This window comes from Rhizobium sp. LC145 (genome assembly GCF_001005825.1).
In the GTDB taxonomy this organism is placed as follows: domain Bacteria; phylum Pseudomonadota; class Alphaproteobacteria; order Rhizobiales; family Rhizobiaceae; genus Neorhizobium.
This window is the reverse complement of sequence record NZ_LBHV01000004.1, coordinates 709,234-727,226: the sequence shown is the minus strand read 5'-3', so window position 1 is coordinate 727,226 and position 17,993 is coordinate 709,234. Positions and strand designations below refer to the sequence as shown.

At 61.8% G+C, this 17,993-nt stretch carries 7 protein-coding genes; 3 read left to right on the top strand and 4 right to left on the bottom strand.

The genetic code is table 11. From position 1 onward, the window contains the following. Positions 1–20: 20 nt before the first annotated feature. Complete coding sequence (locus YH62_RS15000) at positions 21–1,460, bottom strand: exopolysaccharide biosynthesis polyprenyl glycosylphosphotransferase (RefSeq protein WP_052760416.1); 1,440 nt, start codon at positions 1,458–1,460, stop codon at positions 21–23. A gap of 342 nt (positions 1,461–1,802) precedes the next feature. On the opposite strand from YH62_RS15000, the gene YH62_RS14995 reads away from it, so the two are divergent. Then, a complete protein-coding gene (locus tag YH62_RS14995; protein WP_046794994.1) occupies positions 1,803–3,407 on the top strand; it encodes a GMC family oxidoreductase in 1,605 nt (534 codons plus the stop codon). A 7-nt stretch (positions 3,408–3,414) separates the two neighbouring features. Here the strand turns inward: YH62_RS14995 and YH62_RS14990 are convergent, their stop codons facing one another. Further along, positions 3,415–4,587, bottom strand: a complete 1,173-nt coding sequence (locus tag YH62_RS14990; protein ID WP_348625762.1) for a glycosyltransferase family 2 protein — start codon at positions 4,585–4,587, stop codon at positions 3,415–3,417. Positions 4,588–4,904: 317 nt separating this feature from the next. On the opposite strand from YH62_RS14990, the gene YH62_RS14985 reads away from it, so the two are divergent. Beyond that, positions 4,905–5,699, top strand: a complete 795-nt coding sequence (locus tag YH62_RS14985; RefSeq protein WP_046794992.1) for a WecB/TagA/CpsF family glycosyltransferase — start codon at positions 4,905–4,907, stop codon at positions 5,697–5,699. A 16-nt stretch (positions 5,700–5,715) separates the two neighbouring features. Here the strand turns inward: YH62_RS14985 and YH62_RS14980 are convergent, their stop codons facing one another. Then, positions 5,716–6,366, bottom strand: a complete 651-nt coding sequence (locus YH62_RS14980) for a 4'-phosphopantetheinyl transferase superfamily protein (RefSeq protein WP_052760414.1) — start codon at positions 6,364–6,366, stop codon at positions 5,716–5,718. 6 nt (positions 6,367–6,372) lie between these two features. Then, on the bottom strand, positions 6,373–11,007 hold the full coding sequence (locus YH62_RS14975) for a MupA/Atu3671 family FMN-dependent luciferase-like monooxygenase (RefSeq protein ID WP_245282094.1): 4,635 nt from the start codon (positions 11,005–11,007) through the stop codon (positions 6,373–6,375). A gap of 296 nt (positions 11,008–11,303) precedes the next feature. Between YH62_RS14975 and YH62_RS14970 the strand changes: the two genes are divergently transcribed. Continuing rightward, positions 11,304–17,852: a type I polyketide synthase gene (locus YH62_RS14970; RefSeq protein ID WP_046794991.1), complete on the top strand. Its 6,549-nt coding sequence runs from the start codon at positions 11,304–11,306 to the stop codon at positions 17,850–17,852. Positions 17,853–17,993 lie beyond the last annotated feature (141 nt).

The following is a 17,993-nucleotide window of genomic DNA, read 5'->3' as shown; positions in this document are numbered from 1 at the left end:
CTTTCAGAGTTCACGGGCGCTCAATAGGCCTTGCCGGAGTGGCAGACCTGGACCGTCGTTCGCGCGATGATCTTCATGTCCAGCCAGAAGGACCAGTTGTTGATATACCAGAGATCGTGGAACACGCGTTCTTCCATCTTCTCGATGTTCGGCGTTTCCCCGCGGCAATTGTTGATCTGCGCCCATCCGGTGAGCCCCGGCTTCACGTGCCGCCGGAAGGCGTATTTGACGATCTGGGCATCGTAGAGATCGTCATGGGCGAGCGCATGGGGACGAGGACCGACGATCGACATTTCCCCGCGAAGAACATTCCATAGCTGCGGCAGTTCATCGATGCTGGAGGCGCGGAGCACCTTTCCGAGCCGCGTCACGCGCGGGTCGTTCCGGGTGGCCTGGCGGATGTCGCCGCCGTCCTCCATGACGGTCATGCTGCGGAACTTCAGAATGCGGAAGGGACGGCCGCCATATCCCTTGCGGTATTGCCTGAACAGAACCGGCCCCTTGCTTTCCAGCTTGATGGCGATGGCGACGGCGGCCAGCAGCGGCAGCAGGACCAGAAGTGACGTAAGCGAAAAGACGATGTCGAATATGCGCTTCGTGCCGCGCTCGTAGAAATTCAGCGGCGGGCGCTGCGTCTGGAATGCCGTCATCCCCCCGATTTTGCGGGAAGGGGCGCTGGTGAGGCGGCCCACGACGCCATCGAAAGTGACGTTCACGGGCAAGGCGGAGCGCCTGAGTTCGCCGAGATAGAGTTCCAGATCGGCGACGTTCGGATCGCGCCATATGATGAAGACCTCGTCCAGATGCTCGGCGAGACCCCGCTTCAATCTCTCGATGGAATCTGCCGCCAGCAGGTTGTCCTCGGAAAGGCGCAGGATCTGGGCGACAGTCATGCCGCTTGCCTTGGCGCCGATCTGCCATTGCTCGGCCGAAAAATCCGCGGGGCAGATCAGCAGCACGCGCTTCAAGCGGAAGGAGGCGGAGGTGGCTGCCGAGGGCAGGTACCAATGCCAGAAATAGCGTGTGCAGATGAGGCCGGCGATGGAAACGGCGGCCGTCACCAGGGTTGCTCCTCGCGAGAACATCGTGCCGATCTTCAGGAAGAAGATGACGGTCAGAAGAAAGGCCAGCACACTCGGGATCAGCACGCATATCAGGCCGATCTGCTGCCTGCGAAGCTGGATGCTTTCCGGGCTGTAGGCCTGGCTGCTGTGCATGGCGAGCACGAAGATCATCGACAGGACAAGCCCGGTGCCGATGAAGAGGGAAGGGTCCGGAGTGGACCGGAAGACGAGGTAATCGTAGCCTGTGAAGCCGATCGCGCTTGCTCCGAGGAGATAAAGAAAATCGACGGCGGCGGCGACATAGGGGATGACGCCATAGTCGAGGCCTCCGCGCTGCGGCACCTGTTCAGGCAGGGAATGGAGCACTTCGTTTTTGGGCTCGATCGGCGTCAACATCGTAAACAATCCCTTAACGGGAATAGAAGTACCATTGTCTACGAAGCGGAAACAACGTATCCGAGCTACACCTTAGGAAGTATAGTTTTGGGATAAACCTTTGTCTCCGACGTTCTTTTTCCGGAGGTTGGAGCTAAACGGCTTATAGGGTGATCGGTATTTAGTTTTAAATCGTGATAAGTGGACACAAATTGCAATGTTTTTTATAACCACGTTCAGGTGAAATCCTTCAGATCGTCCAAGTCGGGTCACGACTGTTCCAAAGACGATCAAGGGGCCGGGTCGTCCGAAGAGAGGGCAACACCAAGGCTCTGAAGCCTCTATCCTGCAAGGGAGGCGTATATGGAGTTCGAGTGGGACGTCGCCATAGTCGGCGCCGGCATGGGCGGTGCGGCGCTCGGTTACTCGTTGGCAAAGGCCGGGCATCGGGTGCTTTTCATAGAAAAGGGTCTCTCCAGTTTTTCGCAGGATCTCGAGGACGATCCCGACACGTTCGATCAGGAGGCTCGCCTGAAAAACGGGCGCTGGCCGCAGCAGATCTCCGGCATGGTGGATGCCCGTCCGGTACGCTTCTTTCCCGCACTCGGATGCGGCGCCGGCGGATCGACTCTTCTCTATGCGGCGGCGCTCGAACGCTTCTCGCCAAGCGACTTCGACATCATCGACAGTCAAGGCGAGCCGGCTTGGCCGATCGGCTACGAGAGCCTCGATCCCTATTACCGCATGGCGGAGAGACTACTGCAGGTGAGAGGCAGCCAGGATCCGCTCGAGCCGCTCGCTGAACTGATCGATCCACCCGCGATGACCGCTTGCGACCAGCATTTCTTCCACTCCACCCGGTCGAACGGCATGCATCCGTACCGGGTCCATACGGCCTGCCGCTATGTGGATGGATGCGACCAGTGCGGCGGCATCGTCTGCCACAAGGCCTGCAAGCAGGATGCCCGCAGCGCCTTCATCGAGCCTGCGCTGGCAACCGGAAACGCGATGATCCTCGATCGATGCGTCGTGGAGCGCGTCGAGGCCGACGACAAGGCAGTCAGGGCACTCTCATGCCGGAGGGACGGAGAGACGTTTTCGGTGGCGGCGAAGCTATATGTCCTGGCTGCCGGAGCCCTGTCTACGCCGTTGCTGCTTCTCAATTCCGCAAACGGGTTCTGGCCGAAAGGGCTCGCCAATTCCTCCGATCTCGTGGGGCGCAATCTGATGTTCCATATTTCCGATTTCTTTGCCGTTTGGCCCAGGGGGCGGACGCGCGTGTCGGAGCCCGGAAAGTCGATTGGCCTGCGCGATTTTTATGAGCATGAGGGTTCCAGATTCGGCGTCATTCAATCGACCGGGCTGACCGCGACGACCAGCAATGTCCTGCATTTCCTGAAATCCGTGATCGACCGCCGCGGCTGGCACTGGTTCAAGCCGCTCATGCCCTTCATGCGCGCGCCGGCAATGATCGGCGCCCTGATCTTCGGCAAGGCGACGATATTCGCTTCTATCATGGAGGATCTGCCCTATCCGGAAAACCGTGTGCGCCCCAATGTTCAGGAGCCCGGCGCGATCTACTTCGAATATACGGTTCATGAAGAGCTGCGCGAACGGATCCGGGCATTCCGGCGCCTTTACCGGCGGGCTTTCGAGCGGCACAAGCTGGTGGTACTGAACAGCGACATCAACCTGAACTACGGCCATCCCTGCGGTACATGCCGCTTCGGCTCCGATCCCGCAACCGCGGTTCTGGATGCCAACAACCGCGCCCATGATCTGCAGAACCTCTACGTCGTGGATGCTTCTTTCTTCCCCACGAGCGGCGGCGTCAATCCCAGCCTGACGATCGCTGCCAACGCCCTGCGGGTGGGAGCCCATATCGGTGCCGAGCTCACCGCCATCAAGAGCGGACCGAGAACCGGCGCGATTTCGGCAGCGGCATCGTGCCCGACGTCCTGTTCGTGACTGTGCCTCAAGCGCCGGGAGACCTCTCGCGGTCGGTCCTGACCCAGGTCGCATTTCGGGCTGCGATGACCTGGCGTGGATAGAGCTTCAGCTTCGTCAGCGCAAAACCCGGTAGCTTGCCGAGCGCATTCAAGGGGAGCACATCCCTTCCCCAAATCCACCACGCGATCATCAAGGCGGCGCTGAACATCATGAGGCTGACGGCCGAGATCAGGAGAGGCAAAGTCGCGCCGCCAATTGCCGCAAGCAGGACTGCCGGGGCCAGCGACAGTAGAAGAAGGGCGGCCAGCAGCGTCACGGGCGGGACGAGGGCATCCAGAACCAGGAAAAAATAGTTCGGCCTGCGGAAGGTATCGGGGTCGAGGAGGGCCGAAAGCAGGGGCTTCACGAGCGCGAAACGGCCTGCTTCCCAGCGGGAAGCCTGCGTTTCCAGCCCCTTCTTCGTGCAGGGGAATTCGCTGGTGACCACCGCCGCATCGCAGTAGCGAGGTTCGTGGCCGGCGCGTGCGAGGTCCAGCCCGAGCTTCATGTCCTCCACCAGGTTCCCGCTGGCCAGCTCCGCCTTCCGCAGGACCTGCCAGGGAAATGCCATACCAGAGCCGGTCAGTTGCGCTGGAAGTCCGAGCATCGACAATCCGTGAAGCCTGATCCGGTTCTTGAGGAGGACGGCGAATTCCGACACCGCAAGACCAGGCCTAGCGCCGGGAGGGGCGGTCAGCAGATAACGCGATTGGATCGGCTTGCCGGTTGCGTGAGCCATGGAAACGAGGTGGTCGAGAGCATCGGGCTGCAGCCGGCAGTCGGCATCGACGATGACCACGACTTCCGCTGGCGTTGCCGCAAGATAATTCATGCCGGCATCCAGAGCATATCCCTTGCCGCGGCGCATCATATCGTCGCGCTCGACGACCTCGGCGCCGGCGCTGCGGGCAAGAGCGGCGGTGTAATCCGTGCAGTTGTCCGCAATCACAATGAGCCGATCGCCTTCCCGCATCCGGCTCTGAATATCGAGCACGGTATCAGTGATATTCAGTTCTTCGTTGTGAGCGGGCACGAGGATCGCGGCTGCCGGCCGGTGATGAACTGTGGAGTTTGTTTGATTACGCTTACTAAAACTCCCCGCGATACACTCCGCGGCAAAAATGGCGGTCGGAATGAACAATGTGACCGACAGCAGCATAGCCGTGGAACTTAGAATGTAATGCAGCATCCCGGATCGCTTTCGGGCTGAGATTTCCCATGCGGTCATCATAGTCGAAGGATGCAGCTTTCTTAGCTAGCTGCGCTACGCCGTTCGAGTGATCGGCGGCTCATCCTTTTTGAACCGGTCGAGGAGAGGCAGCGTCCTGCTACACCCTTTTGATATGCGCCGGAGAATTGAGGCGCCATACGTGATCTCACTAGAATAAAGCCAATCAAAGCAATGTTTTAGTGAAACGGTGCTCGTCCCCGACGGCTGCCGTGCGGAAGCGTTGTGCAGAAGCGGAGGCAGGGTACATGGCTGTCATCGATGTTCCGTCACCGAACCTGGATTCTCTCGACCGTGAGGGCCGGCGGCATTTCATGGACGCGCCGTTCGATTGCCTCACGGCCGATGCTGTTCTTGCGCTCCTGCGTCAGGCGGAGCCGCAGATGCCGTTCCGCTACGTCGTCACGCCGAATGTCGATCATGTCGTTCGCCTGCAGGGCAATAACGAAATCCGGCATTATTACAGCCGAGCCTGGCTATCGCTTTGCGACAGCCGCCCGATTTCGGGCTTGGCCTGGCTACTTCGCTTCCGGTTACCTGTGGTCACCGGTTCCGATCTCACTGCCCGCATTTTCAGAACGATCCTACGCGACGGCGATCCGGTTACCCTCATCGCGGCCAGTGACGGCATCGTCCGCGACCTCCGAGTCGCTTATCCGAAAGTGAGATTTCGCGCGCACCTGCCGCCTCAGGGGGTGTTACATAATACCGAGGCCTTGCGGGCCTGTGTGGAATTCGCAGCCGCCGCCGAAGCCCGGTTTGTCTTCATCGCGATCGGGTCTCCTCAATCGGAAAAGATCGCTTATGAACTATCGCTCCGGCCCGATGCAAAAGGAATTGGCCTCTGCATCGGCGCATCGCTGGAATTCCTCGTCGGCGCCAAGAAGCGGGCTCCGATCTGGATGCGCCATTCCGGGCTAGAGTGGCTGCACAGGCTCGCATCCGACCCGAAGAGACTCTGGCGGCGATATGTCTATGCGGTTCTCCCCCTGGCCCGGCTTTTCTCGCACGAACTCTTCGGCCGCAGACAGCGGATCGGATAGCAGTGCCGAAGTCTGGTCAGCGGAGCATCGCGCCGGCAGCGATGTGATCCCCGAAGAACCTTATCCTGCCATTCAGCCGGTCACCGCGTTTGAACGGTAGAACATCCGCCTCGAAATATGCCGAGAATTGGCCCTCCGGCAGGTTCATTTCGATCCGCAACACGTCGAAGTCGAAGATCGTTCTCGTAAGCGTGTACTGACATTTATAGGCACTTTCCTTGGCGCAGAAGATCGCCTTCAGCAGCAGACCCCGCTCTCCGACAGGTCGAGAGGCGAGCCAGTCGCGCTCGCCGGTCGTGCATATCTCCTCCGAGAATTCCTCTTCCAGGGGTGAGGCCTCTTCGATATCGAGCCCGATCGCCGTTATTCCGTCCGAATGGAGAGCAACGGCGGCAGCGCATTTTTTGGTCGAATGGCTGATGCTTCCGATGACGCCCTCCGGCCAGATCGGCGTCCTGTCGGTGCTGACCGGGATTGCCGCAGCCGGCAGGCCGAGCGCATCCATGGCCTGCCTGGCGCAAGCACGCCCGGCGGAAAATTCCAGGCGCCGGCGATAGACCGCACCGGCGATCGCCGCCCGCTCTTCCGGATAGAGCATGCCGATGCTTCGGGGGAGAGCCGCCTCGCTCACCGCCACCCAGGGATCGAACAGGTTCGCAAGCAGCATGGCCGGCTAGACCTTGGTTTCCGCGCGGACCAGCACCGGCCGCCGCTCCAGCGCGCTCCGCCGCATTGCAGCCCGCTCCGCAGCCCTTTCCAATTGAGCATCCGCCTTGCCCTTGCCGGAGATATGATCGGCAAGCAGAGCGACCGTCGGGAAACGGAAGATATCGGTTATCGTCAGGTCCGGCGCGAGCTTCGTCTTTATCTCGCGGTGAATCTGGACCGCCAGGAGCGAGTGACCACCGAGCGAGAAGAAGTTGTCGAAAATGCCGACCCGGTCCAGTCCGAGCGCTCGGCTGAACACGTCGCCGATCTCCTGCTGGAGGCTGTTGGCGGGCTCGGTGAGGGTGATTGCCGCCGGCTGCGTCTTTTCGGCCGGCGCGGGCAGCCGATTGCGATCCACCTTGGCATTCGGTGTCAGCGGGAAAGCTTCCATCGTCACGAAATACGAGGGCACCATGGCATCCGGCAGAGCCTCGGCGATATGCGCGCGCAGAGCCTGCTCGCTGACGGGCGTGCCGTCCGTCCGGATATAGGCAACCAAGCGTGGATCTCCCGGCGCATCCTTGCGGGCGACCACCACCACCTCGCGGATGCCGGCGAAGGAGCCGATCCGGGCCTCGATCTCCCCAAGCTCGATACGGTAGCCGCGTATCTTGACCTGATGGTCCGTCCGGCCGAGGAAATGCAGGATGCCGTTCTGCTCGAAGCGGGCGAGATCGCCGGTACGATAGATCCGGCCTCCGGCAAACGGGTTGGGCAGGAAGCGCTCGCTCGTGAGCTGTTCGCGATTGAAGTAGCCGCGCGCCACGCCTTCGCCGCCGATATAGAGCTCTCCGATTTCTCCGGGCGGTACGGGGTTCAAGGCGCCGTCGAGCACGTAGAGCTGGGTATTGGCGATCGGCCGGCCGATCGGAACGATCCCGGTCGAGGACGTGGCGGCGAATGTCGAGGACCAGATGGTCGTCTCCGTCGGGCCATACATGTTCTCGATCGTTGCGTCCGTCACCGTTCTCAACGCGGCAAGCTGGGACCCCTGCAGCGCCTCGCCACCCAGGAACAGGTGCCGGATATGGGCAAGTGCCGCGCGATCCTCGTCCACCATCATGAACATTCGTGCCATGGAGGGCGTGCATTGCAGATGGGTGACGGCATGCTTGCGGATTTCGTCCGCGAAGCTTTCCGCCGGTTCGTCACCTGCCGGGCCGCGGTTCAACCGAACCACGTCGGCCAACAGTTCGAGCCGTTCCAGCACGATGCGGTCGGGCAATCCGAAATCGATCAGGCAGGCGATTTCGTCGACGCCGGCGGCCTTGACCTGATCGAGCCGCGCCATGGCATCCTCGATGGTGCCGAACAGGCCGCTATCCTCGAAATAGCGCAGGAAGGCGAATTCCAGGATTGCGTCCATCTCTTCCGGTGAGAGCGACTGGAGATCGATATCCATCGGCTGGGAGATGCCTTGCGGCTTCTTGAAGGCCGGGAAAGCCCAGGCATATTGCTTGATGAGCGCAGCCGCGCTGCGCAGGTATTCCTTCATCGGCTCACGTGCGAGATCGCGAACCTCCTCTCGGTCCGCGCCGAGAAGGGTGTGCAGCATCAGCGTGACTTTGTGGTCGGCGGGGTTGCGGCCGGTTTCGGCCAAGGTCTGCCTGTAGATCGCGATCTTTTCGGCAAGCTCCTCGACCGACTGCCCCAGCAGGTGGGTCAGCACATTGGCGCCCACTCTTGCCGCTTCACGATAGCTCTCGGGATTGCCAGCGGTGGTCAGCCAGACGGGCAGTTCCTTCTGAACCGGACGGGGCTGGGTGAGGACGCTGACAGTGCCGGCGCCGAAATCGAAGTCGACGTGTTCGCCGCGCCATAGTTTGCGGACCGTTTCGATGTCGCGGATGAGGCCTGCCTTGTTCTTCGGTGGTGCGTTTTCCGGGCGCAGCACGAAATCCTCCGGCATCCAGCCCGAGGCGAAGGCGAGCGCCACTCGCCCGTTGCTCAGGTTGTCGATGACGGCCCATTCCTCGGCCACGCGCGCAGGGTGGTGAAGCGGCAGGACGCAGCTGCCGGCGCGGATCGAAAGATTTTTCGTAACCGCGGCGATCGCGGCCCCGGTGACCGCCGGATTGGGATAGGGGCCGCCGAAAGCGTGGAAATGACGTTCGGGCGTCCAGATGGCGTCGAAGTCGTTCGCATCCGCAAATTTCGCGCCCTCGATCAGCAGGCGGTATTTTTCCGCGCCTGCGCCGCCATCGTTACCCCAATAGAAGAGGCCGAAATCAAGGTTTGTGCCTCCGCCCGCGGAAGATGTGCCCTTCGCCTTGGCTTCGAGCACTTCCGAGGAGTGGATGACGACCTTGAAGCCGCGCGCCAGCGTCCAGAAAAGTTCGAGCACGGAAATGTCGAAGGAGAGGCTGGTTACCGCCAGCCAGACATTGCGCCGATCGGTATCGAGCGGGACGCGTTCGTCCATGCCGGAGAAGAAGTTCACGACATTGCGGTGCTCGATCATGACGCCTTTCGGCAGTCCTGTGGAACCCGACGTGTATATGACATAGGCGAGATTATCGGGTGCGACGCCGCTCGATGGGCGGTCCGCCGACGGTGCGCCTTTCAGGATATCCTCGATGCACAGGAAGTTGGTGCCCGCCAGTGTCGCAGCGCTTGCCATACGCCGTTCCGTCAGCACCAGCCTTGCCTTGCTGTCCTTGATCATGAAGGCGAGGCGGTCTGCCGGAAAATGCGGATCGAGCGGGATATAGGCGCCGCCCGCCTTCATGATGGCGAGCGCGCCGACGACCAGATCGAGCGATCGCGGAAGGTAGAGCCCGACCGTCGTATCCGGCCCCACGCCCTCCGCGCGAAGCGCCTGGGCGATGCGGTTGGCGCGCTCGTCCATCTGGCGATAGGTGAGGGAGTGGCCATGGAAGGCGAGCGCTTCGGCATCGGGGGTCAGGTCTACCTGCCGTTCGATGAGTTCGTGGACGCAGGAGAGCCTGTCATATTCCCGTTCCGTGCGGTTCCAGTCGTAGAGGACTTTGCCGCGCTCGGTGTCCGACATCAACGGCAGCTCATGAAGCGGAGTGGATCGCTTTTCGAAGGCTGCCGCAAGCACGGTGAATCTTGCCGCCAAATCCCTCGCTTGTGCTTCATCGATACGCGTGCGGTCGTAGAGCAAGTCGGCTTTCGTTTCGCCGAGCCGGAATGTGAGGGCACAGCCCGGCAGGGCATCCGCGTTTGCCGGATTTTTCGTGTCCACGATGCCGACCGTCAGTTGCGGCGCATGGAGGCCCGGATAGCGTTCAATGAGATCGAGCGGATAGGTTTGCCGCTCGTCCAGGTCTTTCAAAGATTGACTGATCGCCGCGATCAGGTCATCGACCGAAGCATGTTTCGCGGGATCTACGTGAAGCGGCAGGGATTCGGCGAAATAGCCGGGATGGCGGGCACAGAAATCCGCAAGACCATCGCTTGCATAGGCGATATCGAATGCAGCCTCTCCCGAAAGGCGCATGAGAAAGGCGGTGACGAGCACAATCCGCTCCTGCCGCGTAAAGCCTTCGGCAAGGGAAAGCGGAATCGCCGCGATATCCGGAGCAGCACTTGCCTCCCGGCCCTTGACGTAGAGAAGGGAAATGTCGGCTGCATTCTCCAGCTTGCGGCGAAAGAATGCCTCATTCGGCGTAATGGTCGCGAGGGCCTCGGACAGGGAAATCCGCTTCACCTCGTTGAGGATCGGCAAGCGGTCGCCTGCGTGCAGGACGGAGGAGAGCAGGACCTCCGCCCCATTGTTCTTCAGCACGGCTTCGAGAAGGACCGGCTTGTCGGCGGTTCCGACTGTCAAACCATCGGCGCCGACCGACAGGACAAGGCCGGGATCGCTCCTCAGTTCTCCATCGAGAATGCGCAAGCTGGTGACGGTGAAGACATTCGCGCCGAACCGCACCTTGGCCGTAGCGAGCGGGTTGAGATAGGTGGCGCCAAAGTCCAGGCCGCGCACGAGACGGGAAAGCTCGGCCGCAGGACGGGTGAAATCGAGCGTGCCGGCAGCCTCCGGGCGCTTCAGGCGCTCGTAATAGGTTCTCGCGGAAAAGTCCTGCCGCCGCGGCCGCAGCGCGCCGCGTTCGATATCATCCAGCAGAGCGGAGAAAGTCGCCATGCCGGCCTCGAAGCATTTCGTGTTGAGCGTGAGCGCGGTCTCGTCCGGGCTGATTTCGAAATCCTGCTGGGCATAGATGTCGCCCTCGTCGATCCCGTCGTTGATCGCGTGCCATGTCACCCCATGCCGATCCCGGCCTTCGAGAATCGCCCATGCCGGCGTGTTGAGGCCAGCGATTGCGGGCAGTAGGCCGTCGTGGAAATTGACCGCGCCGAGGCGGGCATGCCGCCAGGCTGCCTGGGGAACGATCCTGAGATTGGCGATGCTGAAGAGCCAATCATAGTCATGCCGGGTCAGCTCCGCGGCATAATCGCCGTCCTGTGCGACGACCGGAACGCCCAGAGCCGAGGCCCAGTTCTTCACCGGACCATTCGAGGTGACGACGGCCTGAATACCGTGCCCGCGTGCCTTCAGAATTTCCGCGCATTGGACGAGCAGCAGCCCGCCCCCGATCAGAACACACTTCAGCTCGCCCATGAAAGTCGTCCCCATTCCTCGTTATTTCCAGGCACTTCGATAGAAACTGGGGGCACTGTGAAGATCAACATGCGCTGGATCACCCATGGGGATGATTGCGCCTAAGCCTGAAGCGCGGGCAGGGCCAATGCCCCCGCCGAACGGATGATGACGGCTCCGAAAGGAGTAATTGCGATTGCCTCGGCGCTGACAGCACATTGAAGGTGCCGCGAATTCTGGCGGCAGGATCAGTGGGGGAAGCGGAACGATGCCCATGGCTCATCCAGCATGATGTCCTGGTCGAAGTTTCACTTCAGACTGGGGCGGAATTGATGCTTGAAGGGTCGAACCAGGTCTGCGCGAGCGATATCGCCATTGTAGGCATGGCATTGCGGGTGCCGGGTGCCCGAAACCTCGAGGAATTCTGGAAAAACCTTCGCGACGGTGTGGAATCCATCCGCACGTTTTCGCCGGAAGAGCTGCTGGCCGAAGGCGAGGACCCCGAGCGCATCCACCATCCGAATTACGTGCCTCGCAGCGCGGAACTCCCCGATATGGAAATGTTCGATGCGGAATTCTTCGGGCTCAACCCGAAAGAAGCTGCGATCATGGACCCCCAGCACAGGCATTTCCTGGAATGCGCCTGGGAGGCCATGGAAGACGCCGGCCGGCTGCCTCACACCCATTCCGGGCCGGTCGGCGTTTTTGCCGGTTGCGGCATGGGAAGCTATTTCTATTTCAATGTCTGCAGCAACCGGAACCTTGTCGATCAGGTCGGCATGTTCCTGCTGCGCCATACCGGCAACGACAAGGATTTCCTGGCGACACGGGCCTCCTTCACGTTCGACCTGCGCGGGCCGAGCGTGAACGTCCAGACAGCCTGCTCCACCTCGCTGGTGGCGGTGCACTATGCCTGCCAAAGCCTGCTTTCGGGCGAGTGCGACATGGCGCTTGCGGGTGGGGTCACCATCGAGTTCCCGCACCGGCGCGGCTACATGTTCCAAGAAGGAGAGATACTCTCGCCGGATGGGCATTGTCGGACTTTCGATCATCGGGCAGCCGGAACGGTCTTCGGCAGCGGTGTCGGCGTGGTCGCCTTGCGGCGGCTCTCGGACGCCCTGCGCGACGGCGATGTCATTCATGCGGTCATCAAGGGTACTGCAGTCAACAACGACGGCAACAGCAAGGCCGGCTATCTGGCGCCGAGCGTCAGCGGTCAGGCAGAAGCGATCATCGAGGCTCAAGGGCTCGCCGGCGTCGCCGCCGACACGATCCAATATGTGGAGTGCCACGGGACCGGCACGTTCCTGGGCGATCCGATCGAGATCGAGGCTCTGACCGCAGCTTTCCGGCAGAGCACGGACCGGAGCGGATTCTGCCATGTGGGATCGGTCAAGTCCAATATCGGCCATCTGGATACCGCCGCCGGCGTCGTCGGCCTCATCAAGGCTGCGCTTGCCATCGGCCATGGGGAGATACCGCCGACGCTCGGCTTCGAACGCCCGAATCCGGCGATCGATTTCGAGAAGAGCCCCTTTCGAGTTGCCGGAAAGCTGACGAAATGGCCGCATGTCGCCGGTCCTCGTCGGGCGGCGGTGAACTCGCTCGGGGTCGGCGGGACCAATGCGCATGCCATCATCGAACAGGCGCCTTCCCGCTATCTGCCGGATATTGCCGTAGACGGGGCGGCCGCCGGAACGGATGACGATCCTATGTTGCTCTTCCTTTCGGCGCGGCAGCGCAAGGCACTGGACCAGGCCTCCGGTCAGCTCGCTTCGACGATTGCCGATCAACCGGGGCTCTCGCTTGCCGACATCGGCTATACGCTGCAGCACGGCCGCAAGCATTTCGAACATCGCATGGTGCTTGCCGTCCGCGGGCGCGAGGATGCCGCCGAGGCCCTTTCGAATGCGGCGAGCCGGGGATATGTCCATACAGCCGTCCCAGAGAATTCCGGTGCGGTCTTCCTCTTTCCGGGAGGCGGTGTTCAATATGTGGGAATGGCCAAGCGGCTTCATGCGGAAGACGACGGTTTCCGCGCGAGTATCGAGGAAGGCCTTTCCTATTTGCCGCCCGATGCCGCTCGGGAAATCCGCTCGACCTGGCTGGGTGAGGGTGGGGCGGCCGCCCAGAAGGCGTTTCTGCGTCCCTCTCTTCAGCTTCCCGCCATTCTCATCACCGAGATTGCGCTGGCGCGGCTCTGGATCGTCTGGGGCGTGAAGCCGAAGGCTCTTATCGGCCATTCCATGGGCGAGAATGCCGCTGCCTGCCTCGCGGGCGTGATGTCGTTCAAGGATGCGGTGAACCTCGTGCATCTGCGCGGCAAGCTGTTCGAAACGGTTCGCCCCGGCGGGATGCTCAGCGTGCCATTGGATCATAAGGCGCTTCTGGAGCTTCTGCCTCGGTCTCTCGATATCGCATCCGTCAACGCGCCCTCGCTCTGTGTCGTCTCGGGCCTCAACGAGGATCTCGAGGCTTTCCGAAAGCTTCTTTCCGAAAAGGGTATCGACGCGACCCGTGTTCCTATCGACATTGCCGCCCATTCGCGGCTGGTCGATCCGATCCTCAAGGCATTCGAGGCTTTTCTCCGCAGCATTCCTCTTCGCGCTCCGGCAATACCGATCCTATCGAATCGTACGGGCTTGTCGCTCAGTGCCGAAGAGGCGACCGATCCGATGTACTGGGTCGGTCACCTTCGTTCCACCGTGCATTTCTCGGACGGAATGGCGACGCTTTTCGCTGATCCCGGGCGCATCTATATCGAGGTGGGCCCGGGGCGGGTATTGTCGTCGCTTGCAAAGGCGCAAGGGGCAATCCCCGGCAACCAGGTCATCAACAGCCTGCCGCATCCGGATGAGGCGGGCGACGACCGGCTCTACTTCCTCTCGGCGGTAGGGCGCGCCCATTCGCTGGGTCTCGAGGTCGATATCGATCGGCTCTGGCGGGCGCGCTCGCCGAAAAAGGTGAGGCTGCCGACCTATCCCTTCCAGCATCGCCGCTATTTCATCGAGCCGTTCACAATCGGCGACAGGCGCAACGATCGCGAGCGGACCTTGGCCAAGGAGCCTGACATCGCGCGCTGGGGATATTGTCCCGCCTGGAAACAGACGCTTGCGGGCTACGAGGCGGGTGCGGAGAGGGAGCCGCAATCCTGGCTCTTCTTCCTCGATGAGGCCGGCATCGGACAGCAATTGGCGGCGCGCCTCAAAGCCTGCGGCCATCGCGTTGTGACGGTATCGTTGGGTGACGCTTTCATCCGCCGCAGCGCGGAGGAATACGTGCTCTGCCCCGAATTCGGGCGTGCCGGATACGATGCGTTGATCGCGGGGCTTCTCGCCGATGGCGGCCTGCCGACACGCATCGTGCATATGTGGCTTCTGACGCAGGACGAGATCTTCAGGCCTGGTTCGAACTTCTTCCACCGAAACCAGGAATGCGGTTTCGACAGCATGTTGCATCTCGCGCAGGCGCTCGGCGATGCGGGCAGCGCCGCCGACATCCACGTCACGATCGTCTCCAACGGGATGCAGCAGGTCGCGGGAGAAGCGCTGCCCTATCCGGAGAAGGCGACGGTGCTGGGGCCTGGCCTCGTATTACCCAAGGAGATGGCCGGCGCGACCGTGAAGCTGATCGATATCGATCTGCCGCACCGAAGCAGCGAGCGGAAGAAAGGGTTTTCCCTGCGGGGGATCAAGCGGCGCGGCACGGAAGACGCTCCGGGTAGCGCGCCGCTTCACGAGCAGCTTTGGGAAGACCTGAATGCGGCCCCGATCTCCGAAGTCATCGCCTTCCGCAACGGGCGGCGCTGGACGCAGGTCCATCAGCGCCTCGCTCTCAACGAGATTACCGACGAGGATGTGAAGCTCCGTCAAAACGGGGTCTATCTTTTGATCGGCGGGCTCAGCGATATCGCACTGGCGCTTGGCGGCGAACTCGCACGCCGATTCCGGGCAAGGATAGCTCTTGTCGGCCGCACGGCCCTGCCGCCGCGCGAAGAGTGGGATTTCTACAGCCGCACCCACGGCCGTGATGGCATTCGCCGCGCGATCTCCGCCATCCTCATGCTGGAGGAAAATGGAGCCGAGGTGCTCTACCTCAACGGCGATGCCGGCAATTCCGAACAGATGGACCGTGCCGTGGCCGAAACGCTTTCCCGGTTCGGGGAGATCAACGGCGTCTTTCACGCCGCGGGCGCGGTCGATGATGGCCTGATCCAGACGAAAACGCGGGAAAGCATCGATCATGTGATGACGCCCAAGGTGCTCGGCACGGCCGTGCTGGATGCAGCCTTGAAGGATGTGGCGCTCGATTTCCTCGTCCTCTTCTCCTCCACCAGCACGGATGTCGTGCGTGCCGGCCAGGTCGATTATGTTGCGGCGAACGCCTATCTGAATGCCTATGCGCAAAGTTGTTCTCAGCGATCCGATCGCAGGACGGTCGCGCTTCACTGGGGCATCTGGAACGAGGTCGGTCTCGCCGCTCGGGCGCTGGGGGCGCCGCAGAGTGCGGCTTGGCTGAAGTCTGTCGAGGGACAAGCCATCGGCCCCTTCTTCCAGCACTGGAAGGAGGACGAGGCGGGCATCCCCTGGCTGGAAGCAATCGTCAGCCCCGAGACCGAGTGGATGCTGAACGAGCATAGGCTGGTCTCCGGCCAGGCTGTGATGCCCGGCACCGGCTATCTCGAACTCATTGCGCAGGCGGTTCGCGAATATGGGCTATCCTTCCGGTTGGAGGTGAGCGACCTCGTCTTCCTGAAGCCGATGGCCTTCAAGAATGGTGAGGCCAAGGCGCTACGCCTTCGCCTTGAACCCGAAGGCGAATACTACCGGGTGACGCTGCTTGCCGGCGATCCGGATGGTGAAAGCATGGCTTTCACGAAACATGCGGAAGCCATGCTGAAGCCTCTGGCGGGGGAACAACCGGAGCCGATCGACACCGCCACGCTTCTTTCCTGCTATGAGAAGAAGCAGGTGGCTGAGGGGAACGGCGCTCTTCGGGCGGTTCAGGAAAAGCATATCCGTTTCGGCCCCCGCTGGGGTGTGCTGCGCTCCATGGCGGTGAGAGCCGGCGAGGCCATGGCCGAATTGCGCCTCAATCCGGAGTTCACTCGCGATCTCGCGTCGGGTGTCCTGCTGCATCCGGGCCTGCTCGACATTGCCACCGGCTTTGCCATGCAACTGGCCGAAGACTACGATCCCGACGCCTCGCTTTGGGCGCCGGCGACCTATGGCCGGGTGTTCCTCTACGAGCCGCTTCCGGCGGAAATCGTCAGTGTGGTCCGCCTCGCGGACAGCAGCGATTTCGGTGAAGGCTATGCCGCCTTTGATGTGACCATCACGGACCGGAGCGGTCAGGTGCTCTTCGAAGCCCCGGGCTTCGTCATGCGGCGTCTCGAAAACGATCTCGTGCTCGGAACTGCCGGGGACACGAATACGCCCGCAAGTCAGACGACAAGGCGGACGGCCCCTTCGCCGGCAATGCTGAAGCTCGGCGCGCAATTGCGCAACGGCATCCTGCCCCTGGAAGGGTTCGAGGCGCTGGTGCGGGCTCTCGGCACATCCGAGCCTCAGCCGATCGTCAGCTCGATCGATCTCGACCTGCTGAAAGATTGGGTCTCCGTCTCGCCAGAAACCGCGGCCCCGGCGGGTGAGGAATTCGAACGGCCGGAGCTGGAAAACGAGTTCGTCGCCCCGCGCAATCCGGTGGAAGAGGTGCTCGCCGGTTATTGGCGGGAGCTCCTCGGCATCGGCAAGGGCGGCCTTCATGATGGGTTCTTCGACATGGGCGGGCATTCGCTGATAGCCGTCCGACTTTTCCGGATGATCAAGAAGCAATACGGGCTCGATCTGCCGATATCGACCCTGTTCGATGCGCCGACGATTGCGCAATGCGCGGAGCGGATCATGGCCGAGCTTCCGGATGTTCTCGAAGGCGAAGGTTCCCAGCCAAAGCCGGATGCAGAGGCGCCGAAGCCGATGCACCTGGTGCTCATGAAGCCCGGCAAGAATACCGCGGCAACGCCGCTCTTCATCTGCGCCGGCATGTTCGGCAACGTGCTCAATCTCCGCCATCTGGCGATATCGATCGGAGCGGATCGGCCGGTCTATGGGCTGCAGGCGCGCGGGCTCTACGGAGATCACGAGCCGCATGCCAGTTTCGAGGAAATGGCCGCCGACTACATCGCCGAGATCCGGACCGTGCAGCCGCACGGGCCTTATTTGCTCGCCGGATATTCGGGAGGCGGGATCACCGCTTACGAAATGGCCCGGCAGCTTGTCGAGGCGGGAGAGGAGGTGGCGCAGGTCGTAATGCTCGATACCCCGCAACCACGTCAGCCTCCTTTGTCCTTCGGCGACCGCCTTTCCATGAAATGGCAGGATATACGGCGACACAAAGCCAACTATTTCGGCAAATATCTGCGCGACCGCAACCGCCACCAGGCCGAGAACCGCAGCAGGCAGGAAGCCGAACACAAATCGGGCTCGTCGGAGCAGTTCAACAACGAGAAGATCGAGGTGGCATTCAGGCGCGCCGCCCAGCAATATCAGGTGCGGCCCTATGCCGGAACGGTAACGCTCTTTCGGCCGAAGCCGGCGGTCTTCTATCGCTTGAGCGGCGGGCGTTGCCTGCAGGAAAGCCGGAACATTCTCCTGGCGGACAATGGCTGGGCCGAACATGTCGCAAATCTCTCGGTTCACGAAGTGCCGGGCGACCACGACAGCATGGTGATCGATCCCTATGCCCGCGTTCTTGCGGAGCGCATGCGCGCTGTCATTGCCGCGTCCGACGTTGGCAGCCGGGCAAGGCATCAGAGTGAAGCCGAAGGAACGCTTTCTCACCCGCAAATTGCCGTCTCCCCAAGGGCGGCCGAGCTCGCATGACGTGACGACACAAGGTTTCGACCACCGCAGGAATATCTTGCCAAGCCGTCTGTCCTCCCATGATGGCGAGGTTGCCTTTCAGATCGCCACGTCTCCGATTTCGAGGCGGGGCTGGAACACGCACCTCGTGAAAGCAGGAGT

Excerpts from the sequence above, each read along its gene's own strand:
- YH62_RS14985 (WP_046794992.1), top strand. The coding sequence starts at position 4,905 with ATGGCTGTCATCGATGTTCCGTCACCGAACCTGGATTCTCTCGACCGT.
- YH62_RS15000 (WP_052760416.1), bottom strand. The coding sequence starts at position 1,460 with ATGTTGACGCCGATCGAGCCCAAAAACGAAGTGCTCCATTCCCTGCCT.
- YH62_RS14980 (WP_052760414.1), bottom strand. The coding sequence starts at position 6,366 with ATGCTGCTTGCGAACCTGTTCGATCCCTGGGTGGCGGTGAGCGAGGCG.
- YH62_RS14995 (WP_046794994.1), top strand. The coding sequence starts at position 1,803 with ATGGAGTTCGAGTGGGACGTCGCCATAGTCGGCGCCGGCATGGGCGGT.
- YH62_RS14970 (WP_046794991.1), top strand. The coding sequence starts at position 11,304 with ATGCTTGAAGGGTCGAACCAGGTCTGCGCGAGCGATATCGCCATTGTA.
- YH62_RS14975 (WP_245282094.1), bottom strand. The coding sequence starts at position 11,007 with ATGGGGACGACTTTCATGGGCGAGCTGAAGTGTGTTCTGATCGGGGGC.
- YH62_RS14990 (WP_348625762.1), bottom strand. The coding sequence starts at position 4,587 with ATGCTGCTGTCGGTCACATTGTTCATTCCGACCGCCATTTTTGCCGCG.